Origin of the sequence: Pedobacter sp. ISL-64 (assembly GCF_018613605.1) — a bacterium.
Lineage (GTDB): Bacteria > Bacteroidota > Bacteroidia > Sphingobacteriales > Sphingobacteriaceae > Pedobacter.
In genome coordinates this window covers 134,957-149,019 of record NZ_JAGGPU010000009.1, presented here as the reverse complement: position 1 = coordinate 149,019, position 14,063 = coordinate 134,957, and the positions used below count along the sequence as shown (strand labels likewise).

General features: G+C 37.5%; 15 protein-coding genes. 2 read left to right on the top strand and 13 right to left on the bottom strand.

The features are described 5' to 3' along the window. Positions 1-96: 96 nt before the first annotated feature. From rpsB to rplM, 3 genes are read right to left on the bottom strand one after another with little or no spacing between them, the layout of a single operon-like run. Entirely contained in the window at positions 97-957 is an 861-nt protein-coding gene (rpsB, locus tag J7E57_RS13950; protein ID WP_029279074.1) for a 30S ribosomal protein S2, read from the bottom strand. 18 nt (positions 958-975) lie between these two features. Further along, entirely contained in the window at positions 976-1,362 is a 387-nt protein-coding gene (gene rpsI, locus J7E57_RS13945) for a 30S ribosomal protein S9 (RefSeq protein WP_029279076.1), read from the bottom strand. Between the two features lie 3 nt (positions 1,363-1,365). Continuing rightward, positions 1,366-1,809, bottom strand: a complete 444-nt coding sequence (rplM, locus tag J7E57_RS13940) for a 50S ribosomal protein L13 (RefSeq protein ID WP_010602007.1) — start codon at positions 1,807-1,809, stop codon at positions 1,366-1,368. A 512-nt stretch (positions 1,810-2,321) separates the two neighbouring features. Between rplM and J7E57_RS13935 the strand changes: the two genes are divergently transcribed. Further along, on the top strand, positions 2,322-3,152 hold the full coding sequence (locus tag J7E57_RS13935) for a hypothetical protein (RefSeq protein ID WP_215124894.1): 831 nt from the start codon (positions 2,322-2,324) through the stop codon (positions 3,150-3,152). A gap of 45 nt (positions 3,153-3,197) precedes the next feature. On the opposite strand, the gene J7E57_RS13930 is transcribed toward J7E57_RS13935, so the two are convergent. The 3 genes from J7E57_RS13930 to pnuC are packed head-to-tail and all read right to left on the bottom strand — an operon-like array spanning position 3,198 to position 5,160. Next, positions 3,198-3,479, bottom strand: coding sequence for an ORF6N domain-containing protein (locus J7E57_RS13930; protein WP_317196551.1), 282 nt, complete (start codon positions 3,477-3,479; stop codon positions 3,198-3,200). A 56-nt stretch (positions 3,480-3,535) separates the two neighbouring features. Further along, positions 3,536-4,501 carry an AAA family ATPase gene (locus J7E57_RS13925; protein WP_215124895.1) on the bottom strand — a complete coding sequence of 322 codons (966 nt, stop codon included), beginning with the start codon at positions 4,499-4,501 and terminating at the stop codon, positions 3,536-3,538. Further along, positions 4,498-5,160, bottom strand: coding sequence for a nicotinamide riboside transporter PnuC (gene pnuC, locus J7E57_RS13920; RefSeq protein WP_215124896.1), 663 nt, complete (start codon positions 5,158-5,160; stop codon positions 4,498-4,500). The genes J7E57_RS13925 and pnuC overlap by 4 nt, the downstream gene beginning before the upstream one ends. Before the next feature lie 147 nt (positions 5,161-5,307). On the opposite strand from pnuC, the gene J7E57_RS13915 reads away from it, so the two are divergent. Beyond that, the gene (locus tag J7E57_RS13915) at positions 5,308-6,396 is read left to right on the top strand and encodes a mechanosensitive ion channel family protein (protein WP_215124897.1); all 1,089 of its coding nucleotides are present in this window, start codon (positions 5,308-5,310) and stop codon (positions 6,394-6,396) included. Positions 6,397-6,468: 72 nt separating this feature from the next. Here the strand turns inward: J7E57_RS13915 and J7E57_RS13910 are convergent, their stop codons facing one another. The 7 genes from J7E57_RS13910 to tnpA all read right to left on the bottom strand — a co-directional run bounded on the left by J7E57_RS13910 (position 6,469) and on the right by tnpA (position 14,024). Continuing rightward, on the bottom strand, positions 6,469-8,760 hold the full coding sequence (locus J7E57_RS13910; protein ID WP_215124898.1) for a Tex family protein: 2,292 nt from the start codon (positions 8,758-8,760) through the stop codon (positions 6,469-6,471). Between the two features lie 123 nt (positions 8,761-8,883). Then, positions 8,884-10,224: a DUF4419 domain-containing protein gene (locus J7E57_RS13905; RefSeq protein WP_215124899.1), complete on the bottom strand. Its 1,341-nt coding sequence runs from the start codon at positions 10,222-10,224 to the stop codon at positions 8,884-8,886. A gap of 101 nt (positions 10,225-10,325) precedes the next feature. Next, positions 10,326-10,700, bottom strand: a complete 375-nt coding sequence (locus J7E57_RS13900; RefSeq protein WP_215124900.1) for an iron chaperone — start codon at positions 10,698-10,700, stop codon at positions 10,326-10,328. Between the two features lie 44 nt (positions 10,701-10,744). Then, positions 10,745-11,317, bottom strand: coding sequence for a pentapeptide repeat-containing protein (locus J7E57_RS13895; protein ID WP_215124901.1), 573 nt, complete (start codon positions 11,315-11,317; stop codon positions 10,745-10,747). Between the two features lie 373 nt (positions 11,318-11,690). Further along, complete coding sequence (locus tag J7E57_RS13890; protein ID WP_215124902.1) at positions 11,691-12,677, bottom strand: pyruvate dehydrogenase complex E1 component subunit beta; 987 nt, start codon at positions 12,675-12,677, stop codon at positions 11,691-11,693. 346 nt (positions 12,678-13,023) lie between these two features. Beyond that, positions 13,024-13,581, bottom strand: coding sequence for a GNAT family N-acetyltransferase (locus J7E57_RS13885; protein WP_215124903.1), 558 nt, complete (start codon positions 13,579-13,581; stop codon positions 13,024-13,026). A 2-nt stretch (positions 13,582-13,583) separates the two neighbouring features. Continuing rightward, a complete protein-coding gene (gene tnpA, locus J7E57_RS13880) occupies positions 13,584-14,024 on the bottom strand; it encodes an IS200/IS605 family transposase (RefSeq protein ID WP_215124904.1) in 441 nt (146 codons plus the stop codon). Positions 14,025-14,063: the final 39 nt, after the last annotated feature.

Below are 14,063 nucleotides of genomic sequence, written 5' to 3'. Positions count from 1 at the left end.
ATAACAATTACAGGTTACAAGTTACAAGCGTCAAGTTAAACTCATGTTAAGTCAACTTAAAACCTGAAACCAGTAACCTGCAATTAAAAAATATTACTATTCTTCTGTTTTAGTTTCTTCTGATGAAGGAGCTTCAACTTCTGCTTCAGCAGTTACCTTTTTAGTAGTTGGTCTTTTTTCACCAGCTGCTCTAGGCTCTTTTGATTCAGGTGCATCAGCTGCAACTTTCGCTGCTACTGCTTCTTTTTCAGCTTCATCATCTTTTTCGCGTTTACGCTCATCTAAACCTTCTTCAATAGCTTTGATAATTACATCAGTAATTAAAGAGATTGATTTTGTAGCATCATCATTCGCCGGGATAGGGAAATCGATGTTAGAAGGATCAGAGTTAGTATCAACCATCGCAAAAGTAGGGATGTTTAATTTTAACGCTTCAGTAACTGCGATGTGTTCTTTCTTAACATCAATTAAGAATAAAGCTGCAGGTAAACGGTTTAAATCAGCAATACCACCTAAAAGTGATTCTAATTTAATACGCTCACGCTGAATCATTAAACGCTCTTTTTTAGATAAGATCGAATAAGTGCCGTCTTTAGTCATTTTATCGATGTTAGACATCTTTTTGATTGACTTGCGAACAGTAGCAAAGTTAGTTAACATACCACCTAACCAACGCTCGGTTACGAAAGGCATGTTTACTTTTTTAGCTTGTTCAGCTACGATTCCTTTTGCTTGTTTTTTTGTTGAAACAAATAATACTTTACGTCCTGATTTTACGATTTGTTTAATCGCAGCCGCAGCTTCTTCAGTTTTAGTTAAAGTTTTATTTAAATCTATAATGTGAATTCCATTACGCTCCATGAAAATGTAAGGAGCCATTTTTGGATTCCATTTACGGGTAAGGTGACCAAAGTGTACACCTGCATCCAATAAGTCTTGATAAGTTGTTCTTGCCATTGTCTTTGCCTCCTGTGATTAACGTTTACTGAATTGGAATTTCTTACGAGCTTTAGCACGTCCTGGTTTCTTACGCTCAACCATACGCATATCACGCGTCATTAGTCCTTTAGCACGTAATGCAGGTTTTTTCTCCGCATCTAGTTCAACAATCGCTTTAGCAATAGCTAAACGAACAGCTTCTGCTTGTCCTTTTACTCCACCACCCTGTACATTTACAGTGATATCATAACGACCTACAAGCTCAGAAACTTCTAAACTTTGGTTTACGATATATTGCAAAGGTAAAGTTGGGAAATATACTTTGTGATCTTTACCGTTAACGGTAATTGCGCCAGCACCATCTTTTAAGTAGATACGTGCAACAGCTGTTTTTCTTCTTCCTGAAGTGTTAGTAACTGACATTTCTTAAAGTTTAATGGTTTTTGGAGATTGAGCCGCATGAGGGTGAGTTTCACCAGCATACACAAAAAGATTGGTGTATAATTTTTTACCCAATTTAGTTTTCGGTAGCATACCGCGTACCGCTTTCTCGATTACACGTTGAGGGTGTTTCGCCATTAACTCCTTAGGAGAAATAAAACGTTGACCACCTGGATAACCAGTATAAGAAACATATTGCTTTTCGCTGAATTTGTTTCCTGTCAATTTAACCTTGTCTGCATTAATAACGATAACGTTATCTCCGCAATCTACGTGTGGGGTGTACTCAGGCTTGTTTTTACCACGGATGATCATAGCGATCTTCGATGACAAGCGCCCCAAAATCTCGCCTTGCGCATCAACAACAATCCACTGTTTGTTAACAGTTTTCGCATTGGCCGAGACAGTTTTGTAACTTAACGTATTCACTTGCTTGTATTTAATTTATTAAACAATTTATTATTCCCATTAAATTTGGGACTGCAAAGATAGATAGAATACTTTTATTATCAAATAGTTGATTGAAAAAAGTTTGCAGTTTTTATATGGCGGACGTCATGCTGAATTTATTTCAGCATCTAATAAGCTGTATCTTTTTGAAGTTGTGGAAAGCAAAGCCAGAAATTCTTTGATTGGTTTCAGCCGGGCTTTACGCTAAATCTTTTAAATGCTGCTGTCATGCTGAGGTACGAAGCATCTGTTTCATCGGTCGCAGATTCTTCGTGCCTCAGAATGATATTGTAAACGAAGCCAATGCAAATTTAAAAGGATATCGCTACAATCCCGTTTAGAAAACAGGGGTGATGTAGCACCACTGGTTAACAGCAGATTTCCTGAATTAATTTTGAGATCGCAATTTGCGACCTCAAGTTTTAATACTTACTAATTTGAGTAGACTGTCTAAATAAATTATCTTAGCAAAAAATAACCCGCTCTTAAAAATGAAATATTTAACGCTCCCGCTATTATTTGTTGCCATACTTCTTGTTTCTTGTAATAAAGAAACTCCAATCGAAAACCTGGATAAACCACAAATCAAGAATAAGTGTAGGGTCATTTCTGTGACAGCTTTTAATGATCTTGATAAAAAAGGGGTAACGGCAACAATTTCATATGATGATTTACAAAATTTAACAGGTATTGCAAGTACACAGGATTCATCTTTCACATCTTTTTCTGTGGTTTATGCAACGAACTTAATCACGCTTAAGACAAAATATTATGGTGATTGGACTTATGTTTTAGATGATAAAAAAAGGATAATTCGCGCGAATACCTTTAGGGGGTATTATAAGTATCAGTTTACATATAATTCTGCTGGTTTTTTGGATGAAGTCATTCTTGACGAAGATTCTAATATTCAAACCAAATATACATTATTTTATAAGGATGGAAATATTTCAAAAATTACGGGTGTTACGCCATATTATAATTCCAATAGTATAACAGAGTTTACTTATGATAATAATCCTGCTACAACTTTGCCTGGAGGCACTGATCCCATCAAGTATATGCAAATTAGAGAGGTTCTTCCTGGTTTTTTTGGTAATGTAAGTAAAAACCAGGTTGTTAAAGTAAATGAGGTTACGAATAATACTTTAACAAAAGAGATTTATACGAATGTGTATTCGTTTGTTTATTTAAGGGATAGTGAACAGAAAATAATAAACTTTACTGAAAACATACTTCAAAAGTATCATAACATAAATTATCCAGAATACATTGCTTACCAGCAAAATGGATATTATACTTTAAAGTATGCATGTGATTAAATAAGTTAAGCATTATTTGTCGGCGTTTTAGGCTATTTCCTGTATTCATTTATCCAGCTCCATAAAGCGAAACCGGCAATAATAGTGAATACGAAACTTTGCATTTTTTGAGGTCACAATTTGTGACCTCAAAAATTCCCATTCTTCAACGGTTAGCTGGAACATGAAATCACCGGGAAAACGTTCCATGTTTCGGCGGATACTTTGATTTAAAACCTTAGTTTCTACTCCATAAAGCTCCGCCAAATCGCTATCAAGCATCACTTTAAGACCTCTTAGCTCGTAAATTTTATTAACTACAATATTGTCAGGGATGATAGGAAGCACTTGTTTAGTGTCATATCATTTTTGGATTTGAATTGAAGATACAAAAAATAGATTCTTTAAGCCAAAATTGAATCTATAATTTTTTTGATCTTTTCTTCCCGCTCTCTATAATTGCCACTGATTTGAATGTAGTCTATTCGACGTTTTTCGAGCTCATCCTTAAACAGATTAAACATCTCCAGCCGCCTATCTCCAAAATCGCGGAGATGATCAGTTACCCATTCTACATCAATATCTAGCAGGAAATATAAATCGTACTTGATTTCATTTTCAAGATCGTTTAGAATATCCGGAATCTCATTTAAATAGTATCGTGAGTATATTTTTGTAGTAATTAGATCAGTATCACAAAAAATGATCTTATTCGCAACGTTGGTTTTTTCTTTTACCCTTTCAGTTTGTGCTGTCCCGATTTTGATAATGTCATCGACAGTAATATCGTTCGAGGTAATTAATTCGCGCGCGACTTCCGGAACGAAGGTAGTTTGATAATGCATAGCCATTTTTTCGGCCATTGTCGATTTTCCTGTGCTTTCTGGGCCGTAAAAACATATCTTCTTTACAAAATATGGCCGGACTTCTTTTGGAATAAATTCCCAATGTTGAAACGGATGGTTTCTGATTAGGGTTGCTGAAACGGGGATGGATTTTCTTGGCTCGTCAAATAAGATGTGTTCAGCTTGTAAATTAGAGGCAAATGGTGCTCCATAAAACTCGGAGCTAAAAAGAATATCAATTTTTGGATATACCTCCCGCATCCTGATCGCCCAACTATTTGTCCTTTCGTTCAATGGCAGGGTTTCATCATCAAAATCATCAGCAATAATGGCTGGTTTGATGCCGGGCCGATCCTTAAAAATCTCTTTGATCCATTCAAAACGTAAAACCGGATCAATCTTGTCCTCATGAGTAAAACTCATTGATACAATCAGCTCATCACATTGCGAAGCAGCGAAGTTAATCAATGCAATATGCCCATTATGAATCGGCATAAATTTGCCAATCACTAAGCCTCTTTTCATGCCGTTTTAGTATAGCTTCTATATTCTTTTATCCAATGCCACAATGCAAAAGCAGCAATAATGGTGAAGATGAAATATTCTACCCCCATAAACTTGATACCTTTTAAAAAGTACAGGTAAGTGGCTACAGTATCGATAATTAGCCAGATAATCCAACATTCTACTCTTTTCTGGATCATTAAAAAAGTAGTGATTACACTCATTACAAAAATAAATGAATCGACAAAAGGATAAGCACTTGGCAGGTTGAAGAGTAGTGGAAGCCAATTGTGGAGCTGACTGGCCAGAGTACCCATCAGCAATGTGCCAACAAGACCTATCGCCAGTAAGATTAAAAACTGCCTTACAGGCATAAAACTAATTTTAAGTTCTTTGTTTTTGTCTTCTTCTTCCGGTTTTGGATTTGTCCATCGCCACCAGCCCATAATGTTGGTTATAAAAAAGAAAGCCATCAAAAACATATCGGGGTAAAGCTGGTTTTGGTAATATAAAAAGGCTGATAAAAATACATTAACAATGCCAGCGGGCCAGCTCCAAATGCTAGCTTTTGCTGAAAGAATAACTGAAATAATCCCCGTAATTACCGCGAAGAATTCCAGATAGCTCATTTTATATTCAAGAACCGTGAAAAATATACTTTTGGCATCGAAAAAATCCATCTTTTCTTTTTTGAAGATCTACAAAATGCTAATGTAAATAATTTATTTGCGGCTCTTGGTTTTCTGTTCGCAAACAATCCAAAAATATAGCTGTTATAAGAATATCCATTGGCTGATCGCCGTATTTATTAACCACAAATTTCGTTTATGCAATATATCGACCAGATTTTCGGTTATCCAATTCCTTTGTTTTTTAAGAATCTTATCATTGGATTAATAGCGGTATCTCTTGGTATTTTAATCAAGTTTATCATTCACAAAACTTTCATCCTGCTTTCGCGTTGGTGGGATTTTATCATTATAAAATCGACAGTAAAGCATTTGAGGAGGCCTGTAGCTATTTTTATCCCCTTATTGTTCCTTAACTTCTCGTTAACGCTGATGGAGATGACGCCAACATATCGTCTCCCAATAACCAAGATATTAGAAATTGCCCTGACGATTACTTTTGCGCTTATTTTGGTGAGGACAATTAACGTTTTGGAAGATTATTTCTACCTGAAATATGATCTAAACAAAGAAAATAACCTAAAAGAGCGTAAAATCAGAACACAGTTACAGTTTGTTCGAAAATTTATTGTTTCGCTTATTATTCTAATTACTGCTGCTATTATTTTATTGAGTTTTGAAAGTATGCGCAAAATCGGGGCTGGGCTGCTTACCGGAGTTGGCATCGGCGGAATTATTATAGGCTTTGCCGCGCAGAAATCGCTTGGAAATTTATTGGCAGGTTTTCAAATTGCCTTTACCCAACCGATCAGGATTGATGATGTTTTGATTGTGGAAGGCGAATGGGGTAAGGTAGAGGAGATTACTTTAACCTATGTGGTGGTTAATATCTGGGATCAACGGCGGTTAATCCTGCCGATTACTTATTTTATCGAAAAGCCCTTCCAAAACTGGACGCGTGTTTCGGCCGATCTGCTCGGAACAGTTTTTTTATACCTCGATTATACCATTCCTATTGAACCTATGCGACAGGAATTAACAAGACTTTTGAATGAAAACCCACTATGGGATAAACGGGTAAATGTAGTTCAGGTTACCGATAGTACTAAAGATGGTGCCATTGAAGTCAGATTTCTGATGAGTGCTTCAAATTCGTCCAGGGCTTTCGATTTACGTTGCCACGTAAGGGAAGCCATGATTTCGTTCATTCAAACAAATTACCCTGAAAGCTTACCGAAGAAAAGATTGGAGTTTAAGGATATAGATAGATCGTCATTTCGACCGTAGTGGAGAAATCTATTAAAAATTTATTCATAGATTTCTCGACTGCGTTGCACTCCGCTCGAAATGACGATTTTTTTATTTAAACATACCTTTCAGCTTTGCCAATTTCTCCTGCAAATCTCCATCAGCATCTTTTGGTTCATTGCGGGGTTTAAAATTAGGCTTGCTGTTATTGGGTTTATATTCTTGTTTTGGCTTATGTTCTTTAGGCTCCCGGCTCCGGCCTTCCGACTTCAGACTGGCCTCAGTTTTCATCGATAGCGAAATCCTTTTACGGGCAGCATCAACTTCCATAACCGTAACTTCGACTTTTTGATGCACTTTAACCACATCATTTGGATTGGCTACAAAACGGTTAGCCAGCTGACTGGTGTGAACCAAGCCATCTTGATGCACGCCGATATCAACAAAGGCACCAAAGTTGGTAATGTTGGTTACAATCCCAGGAAGTTTCATTCCAACTCTTAAATCTGAAACCTCATTTACGCCATCGGTAAAGCTAAAGGCCTCAAACTGTTCACGAGGGTCACGGCCAGGTTTTGCCAGTTCTTTTAAAATATCAGTAAGTGTTGGTAAACCGATTTCGTCCGTTACATATTGCTGTGGTTTAATCTGTTTTTGCAGCTGCGTGTCTTTCATTAAAGCGGAAACGGTAGTGCCCAGATCTTTAGCCATTTTATCTACTACAGCATAACGCTCAGGGTGAACACCGCTGGTATCCAAAACGTTTTCTGCATTGCGGATGCGTAAGAAACCTGCTGCCTGCTCGTAAGCTTTATCGCCCAAGCGTGGTACTTTTTTCAAACTTTCACGGTTTTTAAAAGCACCATGCGTATTTCTATAGTCTACAATATTTTGTGCTAAAGTTGGACCCAAGCCAGAAACATAGGCTAAGATCTGTTTGGAGGCGGTGTTTAATTCTACACCAACAGCGTTTACCGCACTAATTACGGTATCATCTAAACTTGCCTGTAATTTATGCTGATCAACATCATGCTGGTATTGTCCAACACCGATAGATTTCGGATCAATTTTTACTAGTTCGGCCAATGGATCCATTAAACGGCGACCGATTGAAATTGCACCACGAACGGTAATATCCTGAGTTGGAAATTCCTCGCGGGCAACATCAGAAGCCGAATAGATCGAAGCACCACTTTCGTTAACCATTACAATGGTGATGTGCGGTAAATTCAACGCACGAACAAAAGCTTCGGTTTCTCTTCCTGCGGTACCGTTACCAATGGCAATAGCTTCAACATTATGTTTTTCACAAAGCTGTTGGATAGTAAATTCGGCATTTTTCACATTTCCCTGTCCGGTGTGTGGGTAAATGGCCGTGTTTTCTAACAGTTGCCCTTGTTTATCTAAACAAACCACTTTACAGCCTGTACGGAAACCGGGATCGATAGCCAATACATTTTTTTGTCCCATTGGTGCTGCCAATAATAATTGACGTGCATTTTCGGCAAAAACCCGGATGGCTTCTTCATCTGCTTTTTGTTTGGTAAATACACGGAGCTCTGTTTCCATTGCCGGTTCCAGCAAACGTTTATAGCCATCTTCTAAAGCCTGCTGAACCTGCTTTGAAGCTGCATTATTGCCTAAAATAAACTGGTTTTCTAAAATGGCAATAGCATCTTCTGCCGGAGGTAGTGCGTCTAGCCTTAAAAACAGTTCCTTTTCGCCGCGGCGCATGGCCAAAACACGGTGTGATGCCGCTGTTTTAACCGGCTCGCTCCATTCGAAGTAATCTTTATATTTAATACCTTCTTCTTCTTTTCCTTTAATTACTTCCGACTTAAAAGCAGATTTTTCCTGAAAGTAGATGCGCATTTTGGTACGGGCTTCCACATTTTCAGAAATCATTTCGGCAATGATATCCCTTGCACCTGCTAAAGCTTCGTCGAGTGAGTTTACACCTTTCTCAGCATCGATAAATTTATCAGCTGATGCCTCTAAATCAAAAGTATTTTGCTCAAATATTTGCAGGGCCAAAGGTTCTAATCCTTTTTCTTTTGCAACTGATGCACGTGTTTTACGCTTAGGTTTAAATGGCAGGTAAATGTCTTCTAGAAGTGAAATGGTTTCAGCTTCGTTGATCTTTTTTTCCAGTTCGGGGGTTAACTTGCCAAGCTCGGTCATCGATTTCAAAATCGCTTCCCTGCGCTTGTCTAAATCGCGTAACTGCAAAACCCGATCACGGATTGCAGCTACTTCAACCTCATCTAAACTGCCTGTGGCCTCTTTACGGTAACGCGAAATAAAGGGTACAGTTGCACCTTCATCTAACAGATTTACGGTTGCTGTTACTTGTTTTTCTGCAACTTTTAACTCGGCTGCAATTATTTTATGGTGGGTTAACATATCCTAAAGGTAAAAATTAAAGGAAGCAAAGCTAATCAGGATTTGCGGGATTTAATGATTTTTAGAATGAAGTTTTCCACCGAAATTTGTGAGTAAGTTTTAAAAAAATGGTAGATATATTTATCAACGATCGACTGATTTGCCATTTATGATCAGCCAACTGTTTGGAAAAAGTTTTAAAATCCTCTGTGTTTCCACCTCAGTAATTTTCCCGTATAAATTTAAGCTTCTGATCTTGATTTTACTAAGTTCATCGGGGATAACAATATTTTTAGTGAACTTGATCCTAAGTGAACCAATACTTTCCAACTTATATAAGGCTTTCGGAATTTCATTGATATTGCTCATGGAAAGATCATCGGCATGGGTTTTATTATCGAAAACAGAAGTTTCAGAAGGAGCATTGTTTTTATTGATGATCGCCCAGCTCATTTCTGGTTTCATGGCAAAGTCTTTATTGTTTTGAGAAAGGCCGATAAAGCCAGCCCAGATTTCCATATTGTGCTTTGTATGGTGTTGCTCGTCTTCCAAAATAAAAGGAACTTTTACAATTTCCGAAGCCAGATTGTTTACACTGGTAATTGGTTTTAAACCTGTTTTGTTTCCTTCTTTGGTATACGGGAAGAACTTTACAATCCAACCGTCAATGGTATTTACCGTTCCATATTTCTTTTCGGTATGGTATTTTACCATATTCATCCAGAAATCTTTATTCACTTTTCCTTTTTTAGCCGCTATGATTTCTTCGATAATCGGGATGAGTTCATTTGTCCACCAATCTAGTTTGTACTTGGCAAGGTGTTTGGTGTTTTCCAGTAATTTTTTCCAATCTTGTGTTGTGCCTTCGATGGTGATTTTTGGGATGCCGCAGCCAATGATAATCACTTTGAATTCGAAATAAGATTTTACGGCTTCCATAATCGTAACCTGGCTCACAATCTTGGAGGTGGGGGTGGTGGTGCTGAAATCGGAAGTTAAAATGCCGACCAATTTTTTGCCGGTATAATCGTTAATCTGCTCGTTAAACTGCGGGAAAATTGAAGCCCAATCGGATTGGGGATTACCAAGCTGGATTTTATCTGAAACAATAGTCAAGGTTTTTCTACCCTCAAAGTTTACCATCTGCGACCTAAGTTCTTCTGTATTTTGAGTGATATGCCGGGCAAAACCCTGGCTGATCAATAACCAGAAAATATCGGGAGAAATCACAAATGGCCTGTGATCTATATATGAATTTAAAATGCCCGTTAGGAAAGGGTGCTCACCATAATAAACCAAACTGTCGGGTAGATTTTCAACATTTCTTTCTACATCTGCTTTCAACACTTTGAGTATTTCAGAAGTAGGAACAACAGGAATAAGTTTTGCTGGTTTCGAAAGTGTTTCAATTTCTACAACTGTTGTTTTCTGGCAAAATGATTTGGCAGAGATAAAGAGGAGTAGGAGTAAAAGTATTTTTTTCATCTGTCTGGCGTCGGTTTAGCAAGGGTTTACTAAACAGATGCTTTTTTGAACTGTTTTCCATAATTATACCTTTATTTTTCCCAGATAGGAAGCCAGGAATATTATGATTTTTTCTTTTTAACTTTCTCTAAATCTCTTTCTGCTTTAAACTTGGCGATTCTGGTAATCAGATCTAGCGGTAAAGGTTTGTCTAAAGGAAACTGTACTGCTCCTTTACTCCATTTATACTGGGTAAATTCTTCTTTAAATGCTTCAATTCCTGAACCGGTTGGATAAAAGCCAATGTGTTTGGCATAACCCGCAAAATAAACCAGCACCGTGTTTTGTTTAAAGGCGGGCATCACATAACTGATTACTTCCTTGGCTTCTGGTACGGCTTTGTGTATAGTTTCACGGATTTGCTGTAATAGCTTTTGCGTTTCTATTGGGAAATTAGCAATGTATTGATCAATGTTTTCTGGTTTGGGCTGTTCCATGGTCGGTGGTTTTGTAAGCTGAATTTACAAAATTTCTTAAAAACCTATTCGCTGATCTGAATATCGTATTTCTGTAAAAGGCCTGCGATGCCCGATTTCGAGAATCTTGCTTTTTTAATCCTATTGTTATCCGGGTCGATGGAATAGTTGTATGCGGTCCTAAAATCTGCTTTTTCGATAATGGTCCTATCAAAAGTTGCGTTTAATAAATCGCAGTTATCGAGTATTGCGCTGGTTAAGTCGCATTCGGAAAAATCTACCTCGTGCAATTGTGAATTTTTGAAGTTCGTTTTCTTAAGCTTCAGTTTGTAGAAAGAGGAATGGTCTAGTTTACAATTACCGAAAGAGAATGCCAGCCCAAAATCATTGCAGTTTTCGAACCTTAATCCGAGCATTTTACAGTCTTGAAAGTTTACATCAATAAATGAGGTTTTGGTAAGGTTTACCAGACTTAAGTTACAGGAGATAAATTCGCAGTCTAAAAGCTTAACGCCGCTTAAATCTGAACTGGAGAAATCACAATTGATGAATTTACAGTTTTCGTATTCTGCTTTTGGCAGTGCCCGTAAGGTAAAATCGGCTTTTTCGAAGGTTTGATCGGCTATGTATTCGGACATGGAAGGAGTTTCTTTGTGCAACGAATATAAAAATTATCACGTATTTTTTTGCTTTGAGCAGGAAACTGAATTGTGTTTCTTATACAGGCCATGGTTCACTAAACCCGACAGGAATGGAAATACTTTTTGGTGCGTTCTACATGAATATTGCTTCGTCGTTTCTCTTCGCAATGACGATAAATGGAATAGGTAACCGGCCAAAAAGATTGCAATGAATGGCGGGGCTGATGAAACCGAAGGATTACTGAACATAAATTTTCGAATATTTGCCAGGGAAACACAGAGGACACGGAAAAGAGAAATGAAAAAATCCCCCAAATTTCTTTGGAGGATTTATATGTTTTGGTCTTCGACTATGCTCAGACTGACAATTTTATTTTTTAACGTACATTACTTCTTTTACCGCTTTAACCACACGTTCAGCATTTGGTAAGCTTGCTGCGATTAAAGTTGGTGAGTATGGAAGTGGAACGTCGGCACAGGTGATTCGTAAAACCGGTGCATCTAAATAATCGAATGCATGTTTTTGTACCATGAAAGCAATCTCTCCAGAAAGAGATGCCAAAGGCCAGGCCTCTTCTACAACAACCAAACGGTTTGTTTTTTTGACAGAAGCAATAATGGTATCATAATCGATAGGACGTACAGTACGCAAATCGATTACCTCAACATTGATTCCTTCTTTAGTTAATTCTTCTACCGCCGGGTTTACAACGCGAGTTAACATTTTACCGAAGGTTACGATGGTTACATCGGTACCTTGTTTGGTTACATTTGCTTTTCCTAATTCGATATAATATTCACCCTCAGGAACATCGCCTTTATCGCCGTACATTACTTCAGACTCCATGAAAATAACCGGATCCTGATCTATAATTGATTGCTTTAATAATCCTTTTGCATCGTAAGGTGTAGCCGGAACTACCACTTTTAATCCTGGTGTATTTGCAAACCAGTTTTCGAAGTTTTGAGAGTGTTGTGCACCTAATTGACCTGCGTTACCTGTTGGGCCGCGGAAAACCATAGGGCATGAGAACTGACCACCGCTCATTGATAAAATTTTAGCGGCACCGTTGATAATCTGATCGATTGCTACTAATGAGAAGTTAAAGGTCATGAATTCCACAATTGGAATAAGGCCTGCTGTTGCAGCACCAGTTGCAATACCTGCGAAACCTAATTCGGCAATCGGGGTATCGATAATGCGTTTCGCACCAAACTCATCAAGCATACCCTGACTTACTTTGTACGCACCGTTATATTCTGCTACTTCTTCACCTAATAAAAAAACGCGGTCATCTTTACGCATTTCTTCTTGCATGGCTTCGCGTAGTGCTTCTCTAAATTGGATTTCTCTCATTGTAAATTTTAATAACGGTGGCAAATATAATTATTAATCGCTTTGAAACCAAAGGCTATAATACCTATGTTTTGTAATAATTATAGGTAATTCTGCTAATTATTTAGCCATTTTGATGCTGTATTTTTTGTTTAGCTGTTAAAAGAAGAAATAATATTGGGCGATTGTGTTTTTGATACGCTTATTGTATTAAAGCTTATGCTTTTTTCGAAATATCTTCTTAAAATGAATAATATTATTGCTATCGTATAAATAGGAGACTGGCGCATAATAGATCTCTCCGCTCCGCCATGCTCCGGTCGAGATGACGCCCCTTTTTATTAAAAGCCTCATTTTTTACCATGATTTAATGATTTGGGTTCAATAAGCCATAAATTTCGCTATCCAGAAATTGGCCCCTGAAATAATAATCTTGTTTAAAATGTGCTTCTTTTACAAAACCGTGTTTAATCAGCATTTGCCTTGAGGCATCGTTTTCGACATTAATGTTGGCGCTGATGGTGTGTAGATTAACCTCTTCAAAGCCAAATGCAATTGATCTCTTTAATGCTTCCGAAATAATTCCTTTTCTCCAATAATCGGGATGGAGCATGTAGCCAATTTCAGCCCTGTGGTTGGCAAAATCAGTGCGCCAGTAACCTACTGAACCGACCATTTGTTTAGGGTTTTCTTTTAAGGCAATTACCCAGGCCAGGTTATCACCATTTTCATAACCATTTCTAAAACGTGAGATAAAATCTTTGATCTCAAAAATATCTTTGGGCCTTTCTCTGTCAATATATTTCATTACCGTTTCATTGGTACGCATGGCAAAAAGTGCTTCGGCATCAGCAAGATCATGTTCACGGAGGATTAAGCGTTCCGTTTCGAGTATGGGGAATTTTGTGAAATTTAAGGTTAGCATTTTTAAAGATCTTCTTTTTCTAAGATAAATCCATACTTGTCTTCAAATTTTTTGACTTCAGATTCAAAAGATTTTTTGGTGTGATGAATTTCTTGATTTTTAATATAATTGGTAACTGCTTGCAAACCAGATTCACTAACGGATACGGCAAAATAGTCATCTTGCCACATAAAAGGTATGTCTGTTAGCATATTTTTATTGATCCAAAATGATGATTCACCTTTTATGAGCTGAGCTACTTTTGCAATTGTTTGTTCTCTTCCTAGAGATATCAAACAGTGTATATGTTCGGTATATCCATTAATTGCTTGTAGAAAAATAGATTTTTCTCTACAATTTTCCATAATGTGCTTTTGAACTTTATAGCGGATATTTTTTGTTAAATAGGGATGTCGGTTTTTGGTTGAGAACACCAGGTGAACCCAAATTCTTACATGCGACATAGTTTAAGTTTTTGACTAAGACCAATATAAGGTTTTTTA

What these genes read in the sequence shown, in the direction of transcription:
- rpsB (WP_029279074.1), bottom strand. Translation starts at nt 957, where the DNA reads ATGGCAAGAACAACTTATCAAGACTTATTGGATGCAGGTGTACACTTT.
- rpsI (WP_029279076.1), bottom strand. Translation starts at nt 1,362, where the DNA reads ATGTCAGTTACTAACACTTCAGGAAGAAGAAAAACAGCTGTTGCACGT.
- J7E57_RS13935 (WP_215124894.1), top strand. Translation starts at nt 2,322, where the DNA reads ATGAAATATTTAACGCTCCCGCTATTATTTGTTGCCATACTTCTTGTT.
- J7E57_RS13925 (WP_215124895.1), bottom strand. Translation starts at nt 4,501, where the DNA reads ATGAAAAGAGGCTTAGTGATTGGCAAATTTATGCCGATTCATAATGGG.
- pnuC (WP_215124896.1), bottom strand. Translation starts at nt 5,160, where the DNA reads ATGGATTTTTTCGATGCCAAAAGTATATTTTTCACGGTTCTTGAATAT.
- J7E57_RS13915 (WP_215124897.1), top strand. Translation starts at nt 5,308, where the DNA reads ATGCAATATATCGACCAGATTTTCGGTTATCCAATTCCTTTGTTTTTT.
- J7E57_RS13910 (WP_215124898.1), bottom strand. Translation starts at nt 8,760, where the DNA reads ATGTTAACCCACCATAAAATAATTGCAGCCGAGTTAAAAGTTGCAGAA.
- J7E57_RS13905 (WP_215124899.1), bottom strand. Translation starts at nt 10,224, where the DNA reads ATGAAAAAAATACTTTTACTCCTACTCCTCTTTATCTCTGCCAAATCA.
- J7E57_RS13900 (WP_215124900.1), bottom strand. Translation starts at nt 10,700, where the DNA reads ATGGAACAGCCCAAACCAGAAAACATTGATCAATACATTGCTAATTTC.
- J7E57_RS13895 (WP_215124901.1), bottom strand. Translation starts at nt 11,317, where the DNA reads ATGTCCGAATACATAGCCGATCAAACCTTCGAAAAAGCCGATTTTACC.
- J7E57_RS13890 (WP_215124902.1), bottom strand. Translation starts at nt 12,677, where the DNA reads ATGAGAGAAATCCAATTTAGAGAAGCACTACGCGAAGCCATGCAAGAA.
- J7E57_RS13885 (WP_215124903.1), bottom strand. Translation starts at nt 13,581, where the DNA reads ATGCTAACCTTAAATTTCACAAAATTCCCCATACTCGAAACGGAACGC.
- tnpA (WP_215124904.1), bottom strand. Translation starts at nt 14,024, where the DNA reads ATGTCGCATGTAAGAATTTGGGTTCACCTGGTGTTCTCAACCAAAAAC.